12 protein-coding genes are annotated in these 17,884 nt (G+C 73.1%); 7 read left to right on the forward strand and 5 right to left on the reverse strand.

Annotated elements, in window-relative coordinates; genetic code table 11:
• Positions 1 to 3: 3 nt before the first annotated feature.
• The gene (locus tag ACF07B_RS01745) at positions 4 to 3,252 is read right to left on the reverse strand and encodes a beta-N-acetylglucosaminidase domain-containing protein (protein ID WP_392177387.1); all 3,249 of its coding nucleotides are present in this window, start codon (positions 3,250 to 3,252) and stop codon (positions 4 to 6) included.
• 322 nt (positions 3,253 to 3,574) lie between these two features.
• Between ACF07B_RS01745 and ACF07B_RS01750 the strand changes: the two genes are divergently transcribed.
• The 3 genes from ACF07B_RS01750 to ACF07B_RS01760 are packed head-to-tail and all read left to right on the forward strand — an operon-like array spanning position 3,575 to position 6,296.
• Positions 3,575 to 3,844 carry a hypothetical protein gene (locus ACF07B_RS01750; RefSeq protein WP_369480937.1) on the forward strand — a complete coding sequence of 90 codons (270 nt, stop codon included), beginning with the start codon at positions 3,575 to 3,577 and terminating at the stop codon, positions 3,842 to 3,844.
• On the forward strand, positions 3,844 to 6,000 hold the full coding sequence (malQ, locus tag ACF07B_RS01755; protein ID WP_392177388.1) for a 4-alpha-glucanotransferase: 2,157 nt from the start codon (positions 3,844 to 3,846) through the stop codon (positions 5,998 to 6,000). Before ACF07B_RS01750 ends, malQ begins: the two co-directional genes overlap by 1 nt.
• A gap of 56 nt (positions 6,001 to 6,056) precedes the next feature.
• On the forward strand, positions 6,057 to 6,296 hold the full coding sequence (locus ACF07B_RS01760; protein WP_369480939.1) for a hypothetical protein: 240 nt from the start codon (positions 6,057 to 6,059) through the stop codon (positions 6,294 to 6,296).
• An 85-nt stretch (positions 6,297 to 6,381) separates the two neighbouring features.
• Here ACF07B_RS01760 and ACF07B_RS01765 read toward each other — a convergent pair whose 3' ends face one another.
• The gene (locus ACF07B_RS01765; RefSeq protein WP_392177389.1) at positions 6,382 to 6,870 is read right to left on the reverse strand and encodes a DUF1203 domain-containing protein; all 489 of its coding nucleotides are present in this window, start codon (positions 6,868 to 6,870) and stop codon (positions 6,382 to 6,384) included.
• A 112-nt stretch (positions 6,871 to 6,982) separates the two neighbouring features.
• Between ACF07B_RS01765 and pepN the strand changes: the two genes are divergently transcribed.
• A complete protein-coding gene (gene pepN, locus ACF07B_RS01770; protein WP_369480941.1) occupies positions 6,983 to 9,562 on the forward strand; it encodes an aminopeptidase N in 2,580 nt (859 codons plus the stop codon).
• A gap of 90 nt (positions 9,563 to 9,652) precedes the next feature.
• Here the strand turns inward: pepN and ACF07B_RS01775 are convergent, their stop codons facing one another.
• Positions 9,653 to 10,669, reverse strand: a complete 1,017-nt coding sequence (locus tag ACF07B_RS01775) for an aspartate-semialdehyde dehydrogenase (RefSeq protein ID WP_369480942.1) — start codon at positions 10,667 to 10,669, stop codon at positions 9,653 to 9,655.
• A gap of 305 nt (positions 10,670 to 10,974) precedes the next feature.
• On the opposite strand from ACF07B_RS01775, the gene ACF07B_RS01780 reads away from it, so the two are divergent.
• Together ACF07B_RS01780 and ACF07B_RS01785 are read left to right on the forward strand one after the other, a co-directional pair.
• Positions 10,975 to 11,502, forward strand: a complete 528-nt coding sequence (locus tag ACF07B_RS01780) for a sigma-70 family RNA polymerase sigma factor (RefSeq protein ID WP_369480943.1) — start codon at positions 10,975 to 10,977, stop codon at positions 11,500 to 11,502.
• A 1-nt stretch (position 11,503) separates the two neighbouring features.
• Positions 11,504 to 12,304 carry a hypothetical protein gene (locus ACF07B_RS01785; RefSeq protein WP_392177390.1) on the forward strand — a complete coding sequence of 267 codons (801 nt, stop codon included), beginning with the start codon at positions 11,504 to 11,506 and terminating at the stop codon, positions 12,302 to 12,304.
• Between the two features lie 183 nt (positions 12,305 to 12,487).
• On the opposite strand, the gene ACF07B_RS01790 is transcribed toward ACF07B_RS01785, so the two are convergent.
• Both ACF07B_RS01790 and ACF07B_RS01795 read right to left on the reverse strand, forming a co-directional pair.
• A complete protein-coding gene (locus ACF07B_RS01790) occupies positions 12,488 to 15,796 on the reverse strand; it encodes a S8 family serine peptidase (protein ID WP_392177391.1) in 3,309 nt (1,102 codons plus the stop codon).
• 244 nt (positions 15,797 to 16,040) lie between these two features.
• The gene (locus tag ACF07B_RS01795; RefSeq protein ID WP_392177392.1) at positions 16,041 to 16,610 is read right to left on the reverse strand and encodes a CGNR zinc finger domain-containing protein; all 570 of its coding nucleotides are present in this window, start codon (positions 16,608 to 16,610) and stop codon (positions 16,041 to 16,043) included.
• Between the two features lie 257 nt (positions 16,611 to 16,867).
• Between ACF07B_RS01795 and ACF07B_RS01800 the strand changes: the two genes are divergently transcribed.
• Positions 16,868 to 17,761 carry a pyridoxamine 5'-phosphate oxidase family protein gene (locus ACF07B_RS01800; protein WP_392177393.1) on the forward strand — a complete coding sequence of 298 codons (894 nt, stop codon included), beginning with the start codon at positions 16,868 to 16,870 and terminating at the stop codon, positions 17,759 to 17,761.
• Positions 17,762 to 17,884 lie beyond the last annotated feature (123 nt).

A 17,884-nucleotide genomic window follows, 5' to 3' on the forward strand; every position in this document is an offset into this window, starting at 1 on the left:
GGTTCACGGTGTGCCGGATTCCTGTCCGCCGGCCGCGACCGCGTACGCCTCCGCCGACCACAGCGAGTACCCGTACGCGGTGGCCCGCCGCATCCCCTGGACGCGCAGGTAGCGGACGTCGCTCTCGTCGAAGCGGAGGGACTCCCGGCCGCCGCGGCTGTCGTTCACGGTCGTCGCGGTGCGCCACACGCGGCCGTCGGCGGAGACCTGGACGCGGTACGCGGACGGGTGCGCGTCCTGCCAGGTCAGCACGAGCCGGCCGAGGCGCGCCGGTTCGGCGAACCGCACCTGCCACCAGGCGCCGTCGTCCACGGGGGAGGACCAACGGGTCGCCGGGTCGCCGTCGTTGGCCGCCGAGGCCGGGAAGTCGGGAGTCTCGTCGGCGGACGAGGAGGCCGCCGCGGTGCGGGCGAGGTCGGGGCCCGCCGTGCGCGGGAAGGCGCGGACGGTCAGCGTGCGGGTCTGCGAGCCGAAGGCGACCGTCACCTCGTAGGTGCCCGACGGCGTTCCCGCCGGGACGGTGACCTCCACGAGGCTGTCGACGACGGCGCCGCGCGCCAGGGTCGGCGAGGGCCGGGAGACCTTGGCCTTGATGCCCTCGGGGGCCCGCGCGGTCAGCTCACCGCTGACGCCGGTGGGGCGGAGGGACGTCAGCCGGGCGGTGATCCGCTCGGTGCCGCCGATCTCCACGTCCGCCGTGGAGCGGGCCAGGTCCAGGGCCGCGGCGGGCGTGTCGGCGAACCAGGGCACGAGGTGGCGGACCTGCGAACGCCCGGGGCCGACGACCCGCAGCGCGTCCACGCGCACGCCCGCCGCACCGATCTCCGCCGCTCCGAGTTCCGTCGCGCCCCCGGCGGCGAGGGCGCCCAGATACCGCCAGCCCTCGCCCGGTACGTACGCCTCGACGAAGCCCGTCACGCCGGGGTCGGTGAGCACGCTCACGTCGGTGAGGGTGCGGGTGCGCGGGAGCGGGACGACGCGGCCGTCCTGCCCGGTGCCGTCCCCCGTCGTGCCGTCGCCCGGCGCGGTCCCGTCGCCGTCCGCGGCGCCGCCGTCGCCTCCGCCCGAGGCCGCCGTTCCCGGCTCACCGCTCCCCGTGCCGCCGTCGCCGCCGTCCCCCGCGGCTCCGTGGCCCTTGGGGGCGTCGTGGCCGGCGGAGGACTCGTCGTCGATGCCCGCCCACTTCTCGTACGCCGTGCGGGCCCGCGTCAGGAACGGGTCGAGCACACCCGTGCCGACCGTCACCTCGCTCGCCGCGAGCTCGGCGCGCAGCCGGTTCAGCGCGCGGTACGCCGTCCACGCCGCCGTCGCGTCGTCGTCCGACTGGGCTTCCAGCAGCGCGACGGCCGTCTCACCGGCCTCGCCGTAGCGCGCCAACTGCTCGGTCCACGGCTGCGCCTCGGTGGCGACGGGGCGACCCGCCAGCCGCTCGGGCGTCTCGCGCATCACCGCGAACGCCGCGCGCAGCGGCTCGGCCGCCCGCTCGCCCGCGGCCCGGTCCGTGGTTGTCCGCGCCTGCCAGAACGCCTCCATGAGCGGGCGCAGATAGGCGGACTCCTGGCCGCCGAGGACGGAGGACGCCTCGTTCCCGGCCAGCGCGCGCAGCGCGTCCGCGCCCCGGGCGTCCGCGCCCGCGAGATCCTCGATCGCGGCCTCCCAGGACTCCTGGGGCCGGTAGTCCCGCGGGTTCCACGCGTAGTCGGCCGTCGTGAACAGCGGGATGCGGGAGGCCTCCGCCTGGGGCATCGCGTTCGCGAGCAGCGCCGCCGAACCCGTGGCCACCGCCGGGTCGCGCCCCTGGTAGGGGCCGAGGAACATCCGGTCCTGCGCGTAGTCGTTGACGGGGTAGTTGTCCATGGTGACGAGCGGGTGACTGCCGAACACCGAGCGGGTGCGCGCCAGTTCGCCGCCGGTGATGGTCCTCGGCACGACACCGATGCCCGTCCACGCGACCTCGACGTGTCCGTCCAGGGCGCTCGCGAGCTTTTGGCGGTACTCGGTCGAGCCGTCCTCGTAGAACTCCGTGGGCATCAGGGACAGCGCGGCCACGTCCGGGTGGCGGGCGCGGAGTTGCCGGGCCACGGCGTTCGCCACCCGGGCCTGTGCCTTCGCCGCCGCCCCGGGGCCGGAGCCGAACGCGTCCGCGTCCGCCCCGCAGTGCCACTCGGTGTAACTGACGTCCTGGAACTGGAGCTGGAAGGCCCGGAACCCGAGCGCCCACATGGCGTCCAGCTTGCGGGTCAGGGCCTTCACGTCGGCGTCCGAGGAGAAGCACATCGCCTGCCCCGGGGCCACCGCCCAGGTCAGCGTGACGTGATTGCGGCGCGCCCGCTCCGCCAGGTCCCGGAAGCGGGCACGCTCCCCGGCCGGGTACGGCTCACGCCAGCGCGCCTGCCGGAAGAGGTCGTCGCCGGGCGCGTACACATAGCGGTTCTGCTTGGTCCTGCCCATGAAGTCGAGCTGCGCGAGACGCTGTTCAGGGGTCCAGGGGCTGCCGTAGAAGCCCTCGGTGACGCCCCGCACGGCGGTGCCGGGCCAGTCCCGGACGACGACACCGGCGATGCGGCGGCCGGCGCCGAGAAGCCGGCCCAGTGTCTGCACCGCGTGGAACAGGCCGTCCTCGCCGACTCCCGCGAGGGCGACCGTGTCCCGGCCCCCGGCACGGCCGACGGCCAGCCGGTAGCCGCCGGAGGGGAGATCGGCGCGGGGCGCGGCTCCGAGCGCCGTGAGCGCGCGCTCCAGGGAGCCCGACGCGACACGCGCGCCGGTGAGGGAGCCCGCGCCCGCCCGGCCGGTGCCCGCCGGTTCCGTGCCCAGGCGCACCACCAGCGCGTGTGCCGGGAGCGCGTCCCCGTCGCGCGCCGTCGTGATCGTGCGGGCGCCGGCCCGGCGCAGCAGCGCGCGCAGCGCTTCGAGGGCGTACGGGTCGAGATCGCTGTCCGGGGTGTACGCGTCGACGCTCACGCCGGGGGCGTACGGAGTCAGGGGCGTCCCCGGGGCGTACGGGCCGGCCGGGGAGACCGGGCGCGCGGCGGACGTGCCCGGCGCCGGGGTGACCAGGACGACCTCGTCCGTGACCGTGACCGCTGGGCCGTTGGCGCGCAGCGACTGCGGGCGGGGCCAGACGGCGGGCACCTGGCTCCCGGCGCTCTCGCGGCCGTCCGCGGAGGCCGCCGGACCGTGGGTCGCCGCGACGGCCGCGGGGACCGTACCGAACGTGCTCGCGACCACGGCGAACGCGAGTGCGGTCACTCCTTTTCCACGCCCGAGTCGCACGGTTCCCCCTCGTGGCCGCCATCTCGGCTGCGGCTTCGGTGTGCCGTCGAGCCCACCATTCGGGTGGTGAGGGTGTCAACGAGAGTGGCCGAAGTGCCGGGATTACCCCAGCCTGGAGGCGTGACCCAGGCCCGCGGGGCGGCGACGGAGTGTGACCAGACGCACGTTGTCCGCCCGTGTGCGTCTGCCGTCGCGCCCACGGGGTAGGGCTGCGGTGACCGCCCGGGGCGTCCGTTACCGGCACGAACCGCCGGAATGCCCCCGGCCGCCGTATCCGACCTCGAACAAGGAGGCCCCCGTGGCCGCATCGGCACACCTGCTCCTCACGGCCCTGTCCGAACGCGCGGCGGAGCCGTCCCTCCCCGGCCCGCGCGCCGGCCGGGCGGCCGCCGAGCCCGAGGGCGCCCACCTGTGTCTGCTCAGCTCGGAAGGCGCCTGCTCAGCGGCGCCGCTGACCAGCGAACCCCCGCTGCCCGACGCCGAGCCGCTGACCAGCGAGCCGCCGCTCGCGGACGCCGCGCATCTGACGAGCGAGCCCGTCTCGACCGGCGCCGCGTCGGGGGTCTGATGGCACCCACCGGGCCCGCCGACCCGCCACGGACGGCATCGGAGCCGCCGCCGCGGACGCCCCTGGCCGAACTCGCCGACCTGCACGGTGTCGCCCCCGAATACAGCCCGTCCCCCGGCCGCGCGGTCGCGGCCCCGGACACCGCGCTCGTGGCGATCCTGGCGGCGCTCGGCGTCGACGCGAGCACCCCGGACGCCGTCCGGGCCGCCCTCGCGCTGCACCACGCCGAGGCCGCGCGGCGGCTGCTGCCGCCGACCCTGGTGTGCTGGGGCGGACTCGTCCCCGCCGAGGTGGCCGCGCTGCCGGACGGCACCCGCCTGAGCGTCACCACCGAACAGGGCGAGTCCCGGACCTCCGCCGAGAACCTTCCGCCCGGCGTACACGGCCTGCACGCCACCGCCCCCGACGGCCGCACCGCCGACGCCCACCTCGTCGTCGCCCCCACCCGGCTGCCCGCGCCGCCCGGCCGCGCCCACGGCCTGCTCGTCCAGCTCTACTCCCTGCTCTCCCGCCGCTCCTGGGGCATGGGCGACCTCGGCGACCTCGCCGAGCTGACCGCCTGGGCGGGGCGGGCGCTTGGCGCCGGATTCGTCCAGGTCAACCCGCTGCACGCGGCCGTACCCGGCGACCCCACCGACCCCTCCCCGTACCGGCCCTCCTCCCGCCGCTTCCCCGACCCGGTGCACCTGCGCGTCGAGGACCTCCCCGAGTACCCCTACGCCGAGGACCAGGACCGGCTGCGCACGCTGCTGGAGCGCGCCGGACGGCTGCGCGACTCCGTGCTGCGCAAGGGCGCGCTCATCGACCGCGACGCCGTATGGGACCTGAAGCGCGAGGCGCTCACCGTGGTGCGCACCGTGCCGCTCGGGCCCGGACGGCAGGCCGCGTACGCCGACTTCCTCGCCGAGGAGGGCCAGGCGCTGGAGGACCACGCCACCTGGTGCGCGCTCGCCGAGGTCCACGGCTCCGCGTGGCGGAACTGGCCCGTGGCCCTGCGCGACCCCCGCTCGCCCGCGACCGCCCGGGCCCGGGCCGAACTGATGGACCGGGTCGACTTCCACAGCCGGCTCGTCTGGCTCACCGAGGCCCAGCTCGCGCGCGCCCAGCGTTCCGCGCGCGACGCGGGCATGACCGTCGGACTCGTGCACGACCTCGCCGTCGGCGTCCACCCCGACGGGGCCGACGCCTGGGCCCAGCAGGAGTTCTTCGCGGCGGGCATGACCGTCGGCGCGCCCCCGGACGCCTTCAACGCGCGCGGCCAGGACTGGGGCCTGCCGCCCTGGCGGCCCGACCGGCTCGCCGCCTCCGGATACGCCCCCTACCGCCGCCTGCTGCGCGCGCTCCTGCGCCATGCCGGCGCCCTGCGCATCGACCACGTCATGGGCCTGTTCCGGCTCTGGTGGATCCCCGAGGGACAGCCGCCCACCGAGGGCTCGTACGTCCGCTACGACGCCGAGGCGATGCTCGCGATCCTCGTCCTGGAGGCCTCGCGGGCCGGAGCGCTCGTCATCGGCGAGGACCTCGGCACGGTCGAACCCGGGGTGCGCGAGACGCTCCAGGAACGCGGAGTGCTCGGCACCTCGGTGCTGTGGTTCGAACGCGACTGGGACGGGGACGGACTGCCCCTGCCGCCCGACGGCTGGCGTGCCGACTGCCTGGCCACCGCCACCACCCACGACCTGCCGCCCACCGCGGCCCGGTTCACCGGCGAGCACGTCGAACTCCGCGACCGGCTCGGCCTGTTGACCGGCACCCTCGACGCGGAACGGGCCGCCGCCTCCGCGGACGTCCGGGAGTGGCTGGCGCTGCTCTCCCGGCTCGGGCTGCTGCGCGGCCCGAGCGGCGGGGCCCCCGCCTCGGTGGAGGAGGCCGAGATCCAGGCCGTGCACCGCTTCCTGCTGCGCACCCCGGCCCGTCTGATCGGCGTCTGGCTCCCGGACGCCGTCGGCGACCGCCGCCCGCAGAACCTTCCGGGCACCTGGGACGAATACCCCAACTGGCGCCTGCCCGTCGCCGACGCCGAGGGCCGCCCGGTGACCCTGGAGGAACTGGCCGCCTCACCCCGGCTGCACGCCCTGATCGACGTGGTGCGGGCGGAGAGCGGCCCGGCGGCCGCGTCCGGGAGCCCCCCGGACCCGCCGCGCCGTGTCCCGTGACCTCCGTACGGCACCCCGGGCGCGCGGTCCGGTCGGCTGTTCGCTACGTTGGCACCGTGGACAAGAAGAACGCTCTGCGCGCCGGTGCCCTGGCGGCCGGTACGACGCTGATGATGCTGCTCATGTCGTCCCCCGCGCTCGCGGTCACCCGTGACGACGGCGACGACCCCGGCTCCGGCCTGAGCGTGATCGAGACGCTCGGCCTCTACGTCGTGCTGCCGCTCGCGCTGTTCGCGGGCATCACCGCGCTCGTGATGATCCTGGACAAGTCCCACAAGCAGCCGAAGCAGGGCTGAGTCCCGCTCGCTCCACACCCGCTCTCCGCCGAGGGAGTTCGCGCGCCCCCGGGTGCGCGGACTCCCTCGGCGCTTTCACGGGGCCTCAGCCCCGCCGCACCTCGTACAGGAAGCAGCCGTACTCCACCGCCCGTACATGGACCAGTGCCACCTCCGGGTCCGTGAACGCCTCGGCGAACGCCTTCGTGAAGTTCTCGTCGAACGCGGACGGTGCCTCGACCAGCCGCCCGCCCAGGATGTGCCCCTGGGCCGAGTAGCGGCGGACCGACCGGTGGGAGTTCGTGAACGGGAGGGCGTCCGTGGCCGGGCCCGCGCACGCGTCCGCGTGGAGGAAGACCGGGCCCGTCTCGTCGTAGGCGCCCGGCTCGACCCCCGTCCGTGCCGCCCAGCGGCGCAACGGGGCGTAGGAGACCAGGCAGACGCGCTCGCCGGGCTCACTGCGGCGCAGACAGCAGCGCAGAGGGGATCCGCCCTCCTCGTCGGTCAGCGGGACCGGCCGGCGGCCCGCGTCGTCGGTGGCGCGGAGCTCCTCCAGAACGGCCGCGCCGATGGGCTGTGCGGTGTATGTCGTCATGTCTCCAGGCTCGGACCCGCGACGGCCCGGCACCGGCGGTAAACGGACATCGCGCTGTGTGCGGGTCCCGTGGAAGGATGGCGCAACCCACACATAACGAGGAGATGACCGCGTGCCTGGCACAAACCTGACCCGCGAAGAGGCGCAGCAGCGCGCGAAGCTGCTCACCGTTGACTCGTACGAGGTCGATCTCGACCTCTCCGGCGCGCAGGAGGGCGGCACCTACCGGTCCGTGACCACGGTGCGCTTCGACTCCGCCGAGACCGGCGCGGAGTCCTTCATCGACCTGGTGGCCCCGGCCGTCCACGAAGTCACCCTCAACGGCGACCCGCTCGACGCCGCCGAGGTCTTCAAGGACTCGCGGATCGCGCTGACCGGGCTCCTTCAGGGGCGCAACGTCCTGCGTGTCGTCGCCGACTGCGCGTACACCAACACCGGTGAGGGCCTGCACCGGTTCGTCGACCCCGTCGACCAGCAGGCCTACCTGTACACCCAGTTCGAGGTGCCGGACGCGCGCCGCGTCTTCGCGTCCTTCGAGCAGCCCGACCTCAAGGCCACCTTCCAGTTCACCGTGAAGGCGCCCACCGGCTGGACGGTCATCTCCAACTCGCCGACCCCGGAGCCCAAGGACGACGTCTGGGTCTTCGAGCCGACGCCGCGGATCTCGACGTACATCACCGCGCTGATCGTCGGCCCGTACCACTCCGTGCACAGCGTGTACGAGAAGGACGGGCAGACCGTCCCGCTCGGCATCTACTGTCGCCCCTCGCTCGCCGAGTTCCTCGACTCGGACGCGATCTTCGAGGTCACCCGGCAGGGCTTCGACTGGTTCCAGGAGAAGTTCGACTACGCCTACCCGTTCACGAAGTACGACCAGCTCTTCGTGCCCGAGTTCAACGCGGGCGCGATGGAGAACGCCGGCGCGGTCACCATCCGCGACCAGTACGTCTTCCGCTCCAAGGTCACCGACGCCGCCTACGAGCTGCGCGCCGAGACGATCCTGCACGAGCTGGCCCACATGTGGTTCGGCGACCTCGTGACCATGGAGTGGTGGAACGACCTGTGGCTGAACGAGTCGTTCGCCACCTACACCTCCATCGCCTGCCAGGCCTACCACCCCGACAGCCGGTGGCCGCACTCCTGGACCACGTTCGCCAACTCCATGAAGACGTGGGCCTACCGGCAGGACCAGCTGCCCTCCACCCACCCGATCATGGCCGAGATCCGCGACCTCGACGACGTGCTCGTCAACTTCGACGGCATCACGTACGCCAAGGGCGCCTCCGTCCTCAAGCAGCTCGTCGCCTACGTCGGCATGGACGAGTTCTTCCGCGGCGTCCAGGCCTACTTCAAGGCCCACGCCTTCGGGAACACGCGCCTGTCCGACCTGCTCGGCGCCCTGGAGGAGACCTCCGGACGCGACCTCGGCACCTGGTCGCAGAAGTGGCTCCAGACCGCCGGGATCAACGTCCTGCGGCCCGAGATCGAGACCGACGCCGACGGGGTCATCACCTCCTTCGCCGTCCGCCAGGAGGCCCCCGCACTGCCCGCCGGCGCCCAGGGCGCGCCGACGCTGCGCCCGCACCGCATCGCGGTCGGCCTGTACGAGCTCGACGGCGACAGCGGCAAGCTGGTGCGCGACGAGCGCGTCGAGCTGGACGTGGACGGTGAGCTGACCGCCGTACCGCAGCTCGTCGGCAAGCGCCGCCCCGCCGTGATCCTGCTCAACGACGACGACCTGTCCTACGCCAAGGTCCGCCTCGACGAGGACTCGCTGGCCTTCGTCACCGAGCACCTCGGCGACTTCGCGTCCTCCCTGCCGCGCGCCCTGTGCTGGGCCTCGGCCTGGGACATGACCCGCGACGCCGAACTCGCCGCCCGCGACTACCTGGCCCTGGTGCTCTCCGGCATCGGCAAGGAGTCCGACATCGGTGTCGTGCAGTCGCTGCAACGGCAGGTCAAGCTCGCGATCGAGCTGTACGCCGACCCGACCGCCCGCGAGGCGCTGCTGACCCGCTGGACGGACGCGACGCTCGCCCACCTGCACGCGGCCGAGGCGGGCGGCGACCACCAGCTCGCCTGGGCGCGCGCCTTCGCGGCGACCGCGCGCACGCCGGAGCAGCTGGACCTCCTGGAGGCGCTGCTCGAAGGCCGCGAGACCATCGAGGGCCTCGCCGTCGACACCGAGCTGCGCTGGGCGTTCGTGCAGCGGCTCGCCGCCGTCGGACGCTTCGACGAGGCGGAGATCGCCGCCGAGTACGAGCGCGACAGGACGGCCGCCGGCGAGCGGCACGCGGCCACCGCCCGCGCGGCCCGGCCCACCGAGGAGGCGAAGGCGGAGGCGTGGGCCTCGGTCGTCGAGTCCGACAAGCTCCCGAACGCCGTGCAGGAAGCGGTCATCGGCGGCTTCGTGCAGGCCGACCAGCGCGAGCTGCTGGCCCCGTACACGGACAAGTACTTCTCCGTGGTCAAGGAGATCTGGGACGCCCGCTCGCACGAGATCGCGCAGCAGATCGCCACCGGCCTCTACCCGGGCATCCACGTCTCCGAGGACACCCTCGCCAGGACGGACGCCTGGCTGGCCTCGGCCGAGCCCAACGCGTCCCTGCGGCGCCTCGTCTCGGAGTCCCGCTCGGGCGTCGAGCGGGCCCTGAAGGCGCAGGCGGCGGACGCGCGGGCGACGACCGCCTGACCGGCGGACGCGACGCGTCGCACGAGAACCCGAGGGGGCGGGCACCGGTCGGTCGGTGCCCGCCCCCTCGGGCGTGCGGGGGAATCGGTGTCAGCCCTTGAGCTCGGCCGCCACCAGCTCCGCGATCTGGACCGCGTTCAGCGCGGCACCCTTGCGGAGGTTGTCGCTGGAGACGAACAGCGCGAGGCCGTGCTCGACGGTCTCGTCCGGCCGGATGCGCCCGACGTACGAGGCGTCCTTGCCGGCCGCCTGGAGCGGGGTCGGGATGTCCGAGAGGACGACACCCGGGGCGCCCGCGAGCAGCTCGGTGGCGCGCTCGGCGGAGAGCGGGCGGGCGAAGCGGGCGTTCACCTGGAGGGAGTGGCCGGAGAACACCGGGACCCGGACGCAGGTGCCGGAGACCTTGAGGGCGGGGATCTCCAGGATCCTGCGGGACTCGTTGCGCAGCTTCTGCTCCTCGTCGGTCTCGTTCAGACCGTCGTCGACGACCGAACCCGCGAGGGGGAGCACGTTGAAGGCGATGGGGCGCTTGTAGACCTGCGGCTCGGGGAAGTCGACCGCCTCGCCGTCGTGGGTCAGCCGGTCGGCCTCGCCGACGACCTTGAGGGCCTGGCCGTGCAGCTCCGCCACACCGGCGACGCCCGAGCCGGACACCGCCTGGTAGGTGGCGACGACCAGCGCCTGAAGGCCCGCCTCCTCGTGCAGCGGCTTCAGGACCGGCATCGCGGCCATCGTCGTGCAGTTCGGGTTGGCGATGATGCCCTTGGGGCGGTCGGCGATCGCGTGCGGATTCACCTCGGAGACGACGAGGGGTACCTCGGGGTCCTTGCGCCAGGCGGAGGAGTTGTCGATCACGACTGCGCCCTGGGAGGCGACCTTCTCGGCCAGGGCCTTGGAGGTGCCCCCGCCCGCCGAGAACAGCACGATGTCCAGGCCCGAGTAGTCCGCCGTGGAAGCGTCCTCCACCGTGACCCCGTCGACGACCGTCCCGGCCGAACGGGCCGAGGCGAACAGGCGCAGTTCCTCGACCGGGAAGTCCCGCTCGACGAGGATCTTGCGCATGGCTGTGCCGACCATACCGGTGGCTCCGACGATTCCGACCCTCACGGCGACTCCCTTGACGTGCGTTCTACGTGGTCCAGCGCTTCCATCATGCGTCTGACCCGGCCCCGCGTGTCCAATCCTTTCGCCGAGCCGCTCACGACGTGGGACGCCGGGACACGCGCCGAGGTGCCCGATCCTGCGGCGGCCGGGCGTCCGGGTACGAAGAAATCGCCCGGCGACACGAGGTGACCGCAAGCCGTACGGTTCGGGCGGGGTCACGGCAGGGGCCCGGTGTGACGTACGACTCGAACCGGGCCGAACGTTTTGGTCCGCACCGGCGTCGTAGAGGGGACGCGGGGAGGGGAGGGGTGGCTGTGCTGCGCAGAAGGACACGGCGGGCACCGGGGGTGGACGACCCCCTGGACGCGACGCAGGAACGCCGGGTGAGGGCGGTGCTCGCGCTCGGCGGCGTACCGCAGGCGGACCTGCCGGACGGGGTACAGCAGGTCCGGCTGCGGTTGCTGGAGCGGGCCGCCAAGGGGGACGAGGCGCCGCGGGACGTGTCCGCCTGGGCGGCGGTCGTCGCCTCGAACCTGGCGATGGACTGGCACCGGGCCAAGCGGCGGCAGGAGCGGCTGGGTGAGCGGCTCGCCTCGCTGCGCCAGCCGGCGCAGCCCTCGGACGAGGAGTCCAGTGTGCTCTCGCTGGCCGTCGCCCAGGGACTGGACGAGCTGCCCGATCCCCAGCGCCAGGTTCTCGTCCTGCGGTTCTACGCAGACCTGCCGGTGCGGGACATCGCCGACGAGCTCGGCATACCCGAGGGCACGGTCAAGAGCAGGCTGCACACGGCGGTCCGCGCGCTGCGCGCCCGCCTGCACGAGGACGAGGTGGTGTGACGTGGCCGAATACGAAGGTGTGGACGCGCTGCTGGCCGCGATCACGGACGCCGAACTGCCCGAGGGTGCGCGCGACGACGTCGTGTTCATGGCCGAGCACCGGTCGGCCGCCGCGGACGTGGACGTGCTCCGGGAGCAGCTGGTGATCATCGGTGACGCGCTGGCGGACGCCGGGCGGTCGTCCGGGCCGGCCGGGGCGTCCGGGAGAGCGGGGAGGTCCGGGAGGCCCGGGACGTACCGAGGGGCCGAGGGGCCGAGGGCGTCCGGGGGCGGGCGGCCCGGCGGCGCTCCGAAGAAGCGCTCCCGGCTCTCGCGTGCCGCCGCCGTCGGCACGCTCGCGGCGGCCGCGGTGGCCACGATGGTGGTCGGGCTGGGCTGGCTGGCCACGGGCGGAGGGCCGGACGGAGTGACCGCGAATTCGGCCGACTCCGACGCCAAGGCGGACAGCGGCGACGCGGGCTCGCTCAGCGCCCCCGGCTACATCGCCTGCTCCCGGCTCATCGTGGAGGGCACGGTCACCGATGTGGTGGGGGTCCCCGGTGCCGAACAGGACCGGATCACCCTGGACGTCTACCACTACTACAAGCCGGCCGCGGGCGCGAAGAAGGTCACCTTCCTGATGGACCGGGCCGTCGACCCGCGGCTGCACCGGGGCGACGAGGTCCTGATCGGCATCCAGCGGCACGCCTCGACGCCCGACATCTGGACCACGGGGGAGCAGCAGATCGCCCACGACCGGTCCTGGATCGTCAAGGCGCTGCCCGAGTCCCGGGCGATGAGGTGCGGCACCGACGAGCGGTGACCCGCGGTCCGGGCCGGGTGGCCCGGGAACGGCCGGCGGGCCCGGCGGGAGGCACGCGAAGGGCGGTCCGGGCACGGGGGCGGGACGGTCCGGGGGCGGCGGGCACGCGAAAGGGCGGGCGTCCGTTTCCGGACGCCCGCCCCTCGGGTTCCCGGGCCGCTCGCGCGGCCGGGCGTCACACCGCTACGGCGTGACCTTCTCGATCTTCACACTGCCCAGGCCCGCGACCGTGCCGCGCGCGTTCACGAGCTGGACCTGACCGAAGAACTCGCGTCCCTCGGGCGCCGCCGCGGCGGCGGTGACCGAGCCGGACACCGTGGCCGAGGCGCCGGTGGCGAGCTTGACCGGGGTGGAGTCGTCGACCGTGACCGTGCCGAGCGCGGACGAGAAGAACACGTCCTGGTAGTCGTAGGCCGTCGAGCCCGACGGGACCGCGTAGCCCGCGACCTCGATGGTGTACGTACCGGCGGCGGGGGAGGCGATGGAGACGGCCTCCTCCGAGTCACCGTCCGCCGACTGCCCGACGACGGCCCCGGCGGCGTTGTACACCGTCAGGTCGAGGTCGGCGGCGTTGTCGGACACGTTCCCGATGGCCACGTCGAGCGACGCGGCGCCCGCGGGCACCTCGACCGTGGTGGTCTGCGCGGCGCCCTCGGTGATGGTCGGCCGCGCGTTCTTGGAGGAGCCGAGCGGACCGCCCTTCAGCCTGCCGTCGATCGCGGCGAGGTTGTTCGTCACCTTCCAGGAGGCGGTGGCCGGGGTGCCGACCTTGGCCTCGGGGACGGTCACGACGGCCGGGTCGAAGGCCGCGCCGAGCACGGCGACATCCAGCTTGTACGGGTTGTCGAGCAGCGGCGAGGTGCGGCGCGCCTCGACCTCGATCTCCCAGACGCCGGACTGCGGGTCCGCGTACGAACGCACGTCGGGCTTGCAGCCGTTGCCGTCGAGGTAGTTGTTGTAGCAGTACGGGGTGCTGGTGTTGTCGACCGGAACGCCGTACGGGTGGATCGCGATGAACCGGGTCTGGCTCTTGTCCTTCAGCCCGCCGATCGCGACCTCCAGGGACGTGGCGCCCTCGGGGACCGTCACGAAGTACGAGGTGGTGCTGTTGCGCTGCACCGAACTCGACGCGCTGTAGGTGTACTTCAGCGGTGCGGAGACGACGACGGTCGACAGGATCTGCTGGTCGACCCCCTCGGTGCGCGGGTCGTCGACCTCCAGGATCGCGCTCTTGAGCCCGGCCGACTGCGGCGCCGCCTGGACCTTGACGGTCACCGGCTGGTTCAGCGGGAGGTTCACGTCGTCCTTGCCGAGGATCCGGAAGGTGCCACCGGCGTTGTTCTCGAAGGACAGCTCGTGCCGCACCGGCCGGTCCGAGCCCGACGTACGCGTGATGGTGATGTCGTACGTCTTGCGCTGACCCGCCTTGAGGCCGCCCTCACGGTCGTACAGGCCGGTGCCGAAGCCCGGTGTCTTCAGCGCGTAGTCGATCGCGGTGTCGACCGGCGCCTTCACCGTGTACGTGTGGGCGGTGGCGCCGTCCTTGATCGCGTCCCAGGCGTCACCGATGTCGATGAGGCCCGCGCCCTCCTCGTACGCCTGAACACCCTTGATGTGGTCGGCGGTCGAGGTCAGCGCGGTGCGCAGGGTGGCCGGGGTGAGGCTGATGCCCTTCTGCTTCGCCGCGCTCAGCAGCAGCGCCGAGGCGCCCGCGGCCTGCGGGGACGCCATCGAGGTGCCCTGGAGCATCGAGTAGCCGGCCGGCAGGGTGTAGCCCGCCTCGGCGACCGGGGCGCCCGGCAGCCAGGTCTGGGTGGAGTTGATGGAGGCGCCGGGCGCGCTCAGCGTCGGCGTGAAGCCGCCGTCCTCACGCGGGCCGCGCGAGGAGAAGGGCAGCATCGCGTACTTCTTCTCCACTTGGGAGCCGTAGTTGGCGGCCCAGGTCTCCTTGGAGATGGTCGCGCCGACCGAGATGACCTTGTCGGCCAGGCCGGGGTCGCCGATGGTGTTCGCGCCGGGGCCGGAGTTACCCGCGGAGATCACGAGCTGGACGCCGTAGGTGTCGATGAGACGCGTGTAGAGCTCGGAGCGCGCGTTGTTGCCGTCGTTGAGCGCGGGCAGACCGCCGATGGACATGTTGACGATGTCGACGCCGCGGTTGGCGACGAGGTCGATCATGCCCTCGGTGAGCGCCACGTTGGTGCAGCCGCCGGTCCAGGTGCAGGCACGGGAGGAGACGATCTTCGCGCCGGGCGCGGCGCCGTTCATCTTCCCGCCGAAGAGCCCGTTCGCCGAGGTGATGCCGGCGACGTGGGTGCCGTGCTCGGACTCGATGACGCCGATGTTGACGAAGTCGGCCTTCTTGCCGACCCAGTCGCCGCCGTACGGGTCGGTGGGCACGTCCTTGCGGATCTGCACGACGAACGGCTGCCGCTCGACGACGTCCGTCGCCGGGTTGTCGGTACCGAAGTAGCCGACCTGGAAGCCGTCCTTGTACGGCTTCATCGGCGTGTCGTCGGTGAAGTCGAAGTTGTTGTTCAGGTCGACGCGGACGGTACCGGCGGCCGGATCGTAGAGGATGCCCCAGGCGTCGGTGGTGTCGCCGTCCCGGTTGGCGTCGCCCGCGGCGTCCCCTCCGGCCGTCGCGGACTCACGGAACAGGTTGACCTGGTAGTCGCCCGCGGGTGCCTTCCAGCTGACGCCGCCGTAGGTGAACGACGGACCGCTGACCGGGTTGGTCATCCGACGCCAGGTGCCGTCGCTGTCGAGGATCGGGTCGGTCGAGGTGACCCAGTCGACGATCTTGCGCTCGCCGGTGGTGGTCTTCTGCAGGGCGGGGTGGCCCAGGTCGACGCCGGAGTCCAGGATGCCGATGGTGATGCCCCGGCCGTCCGCCTTCGGGTGGTCCTTCACGAAGTCCACGGCGCCCGTCTCGAAGGACGGGTTGTACGGGTTCTCGGCGGGGGTCTTCTTGCCGGGACCGGAGTAGGTGGCGGCCGTCGAGTTGTTGCCGCCGTGCTTGGCCGTGTCGGCGCTCGGGGTCGGGTCGTCCAGCGCGATCTCCTGGCGCAGGTCGATCCCGTGCACCGAGGAAAGCTTCGCGGCGGCGGCGATGGCCGCGTCCGCCCTGCTCGTCGGGACGGTGGCGCGGACGTAGCCGAGCTTGTCGTAGCTGCGGCCCACCGAGCCGCCCTTGACCGCGTCCAGCTCCTTGGCGACCTGCTCGGTCTGGCCGGGAGCCGTGGCGATCATCATCGTGACGTTCTTGTCGCCGTTGGCCTTGGCCTCGGTGAGGAGGTCGGCGTCGGTCGAACCGAGTTTGGCGGCGGCGGACTTGGTGCCGGGGTCGGCCGTGGGCGCGCCCGCGTCCGCGGAGAAGGCCATGGGTATCGGCCCGGCCGCGGAGAGCGCGGCCACCAGGCCCGCTGCCATGGCCAGGCGGGCCACGCGTCTCGCGCCGGATATGGGGGCGCGCTGAGGGTCGGAGGTCATCTGCATCCCTTGGAGGTAAAGGAACGAGCGTGGAACGGCCGGTTCCGGCTGTTCTTGCGGCACCGGTCGCATCAGTCCGGAATGTGAACCCGGATGACCGCTCAGCTTTACTCAAGGGGCAGTTGTTTGGGGAGAGTTGACCGTGGCGGGATACAGCCATGGCGTACTTCCGCCATGCGTCACGTCGGAGATCGTGAGCTATAGGCGGATATCCCGGTCAGAGTGGATGTCTCGCTTTGTCGATTCAGCTCTCTTTTGTGCGCGCGTAGTGGCGGGACGCCTTCGCGCGGTTACCGCAGGCCGCCATCGAGCACCAGCGGCGGGTGCCGTTCCGCGAGGTGTCGAAGAAGTGCAGGACGCATGCCTCGTGGGCGCAGCGGCGGATGCGGTCCGGAGCGGCCTGAAGCAGTTCCAGGTAGTCGCGCGCGGCGAGCCAGGCGGGGCCCCAGGCGGGGTCGTCGAACTCCGGTGTCCCGCCGGGCCCCTGATCGGTCAGCGTCAGCCGGACGCGTCCGTGCGCGAGGACGGCGTCGACGCGGGCGGCGGCCCGCGCCGGGAAGCGGGAGCCCTGCCTGTCGCCCTGCCCGTGAGGGGTGTCGACCGCGGCGCGCAGGGCGTCGCGGGCTTCGAGGGTGTGCCGCAGGACGGTGTCGTCGGCCGGGAAGTCGAGTCCGTTGCCCGCCAGCCACACCGCGAGGCCCCCGGTGTCGGCCAGCAGGTCCCGCACCGCGCCTTCGTGGATCCAGCGGGTGTTGAGCAGGTCGAGCGAGACGGGCTCGCCGGTGAGGGGGCGGGGGTCGGGGCCGGCGGACATGAGGTCTCCCTTCGCGGCTAACCCCTCAAGACTAAGTCACTGGTTGACGCTCTCGCATCTAACCCTTAATCTTGATGACAAGGGTTAGCCTCTCGCTGGGGCGGCCCCCGGCAGAAAGGGACTGTCATGACGCCGCGCACCGGCCACGTCGGCCTGAAGGTCAAGGACCTCGACCGCTCGCCCGCCTCCCACTGCGAGGCGCCGGCACCGAACGCGTCCCCGCCTACCTGCGGTTTCTTCTGACACCTGGAGGCGTCATGACGTATCACTCCGGCTCGCGGGCGATCCAGGACCGGGTCGGCGTCCGGGACCTTGCCGATCATGTGGGCCGGTCCGTCGGCCAGGGCATCCGCCCGGTGGTCGCCGCGTTCCTCGAACTCCAGCCCATGCTGGTCGTCGGCGCGGCGGCCCCCGAGGGCGGGACGGAACGGGACCGCGGCGCCGGGGTGTGGGCCTCGCTGCTCACCGGGGAGCCGGGATTCGTGCGGGCCACCGGGCCTCATCGGATCGCGGTCGCGGGCGGCCTTGCGGCGGGCGATCCGCTCACCGCCGCGCTCGCCACCCCGGGAACCGCCGTCGGCACCATCGCACTCGACCCGCGTACCCGTCGCCGTATGCGCCTCAACGGCCGGGTCCGGACGGCCCCGCGCGGCTTCGCCGTCGAGGCCGACCAGGTCTTCGCCAACTGCCCCAAGTACCTCCAGAAGAGGCAGACGTACGGGACGGTGACCGGACGCACGGCGGGCGTTCCCCGGCGGGGCGGCGAACTCAGCCCCTCCCAGCGGGAGTTCGTCGGGGCCGCCGACACCTTCTTCCTCGCCACGGTCCACGAACACGGCGCCGACGCGAGCCACCGCGGCGGCAACCCCGGTTTCGTGCGCGTCGAGTCACCCGGCGAACTGAGCTGGCCCGACTACCCCGGCAACTCCATGTTCCTGACCCTCGGCAACCTCGCGGCCGATCCGCGCGCCGGCCTGCTCTTCCTGGACTGGACCTCGGGAACGGTGCTCCAGCTCACCGGTACGGCCCGCACGGAGTTCACCCCCGACGGCGAACGGACCGTCCGCTTCACCCTCGCCGAAGCCGTCGAGACGTCCGCCGCCAGCCCGCTGCGCTGGTCCCCGCCCGCGTACTCGCCGGCGAATCCGTGAACGGGCGGGCGTCGCCGCGAACGAGTCGGATGCGCCCCGGATCCACCTCCCCTACCCCGCGAGATGAACACGGAGTGACCCTCCACCGGCTGTTCGGACAGGACTCCATGGACGCCCAGGGTG

This window comes from Streptomyces sp. NPDC015532 (assembly GCF_043078065.1).
Taxonomy (GTDB): domain Bacteria; phylum Actinomycetota; class Actinomycetes; order Streptomycetales; family Streptomycetaceae; genus Streptomyces.

Bases quoted from the DNA above. Each gene is read 5' to 3' on its own strand.
- malQ (WP_392177388.1), top strand. From the start codon at position 3,844: ATGGCACCCACCGGGCCCGCCGACCCGCCACGGACGGCATCGGAGCCG.
- ACF07B_RS01765 (WP_392177389.1), bottom strand. From the start codon at position 6,870: ATGACGACATACACCGCACAGCCCATCGGCGCGGCCGTTCTGGAGGAG.
- ACF07B_RS01790 (WP_392177391.1), bottom strand. From the start codon at position 15,796: ATGACCTCCGACCCTCAGCGCGCCCCCATATCCGGCGCGAGACGCGTG.
- ACF07B_RS01795 (WP_392177392.1), bottom strand. From the start codon at position 16,610: ATGTCCGCCGGCCCCGACCCCCGCCCCCTCACCGGCGAGCCCGTCTCG.
- ACF07B_RS01800 (WP_392177393.1), top strand. From the start codon at position 16,868: ATGACGTATCACTCCGGCTCGCGGGCGATCCAGGACCGGGTCGGCGTC.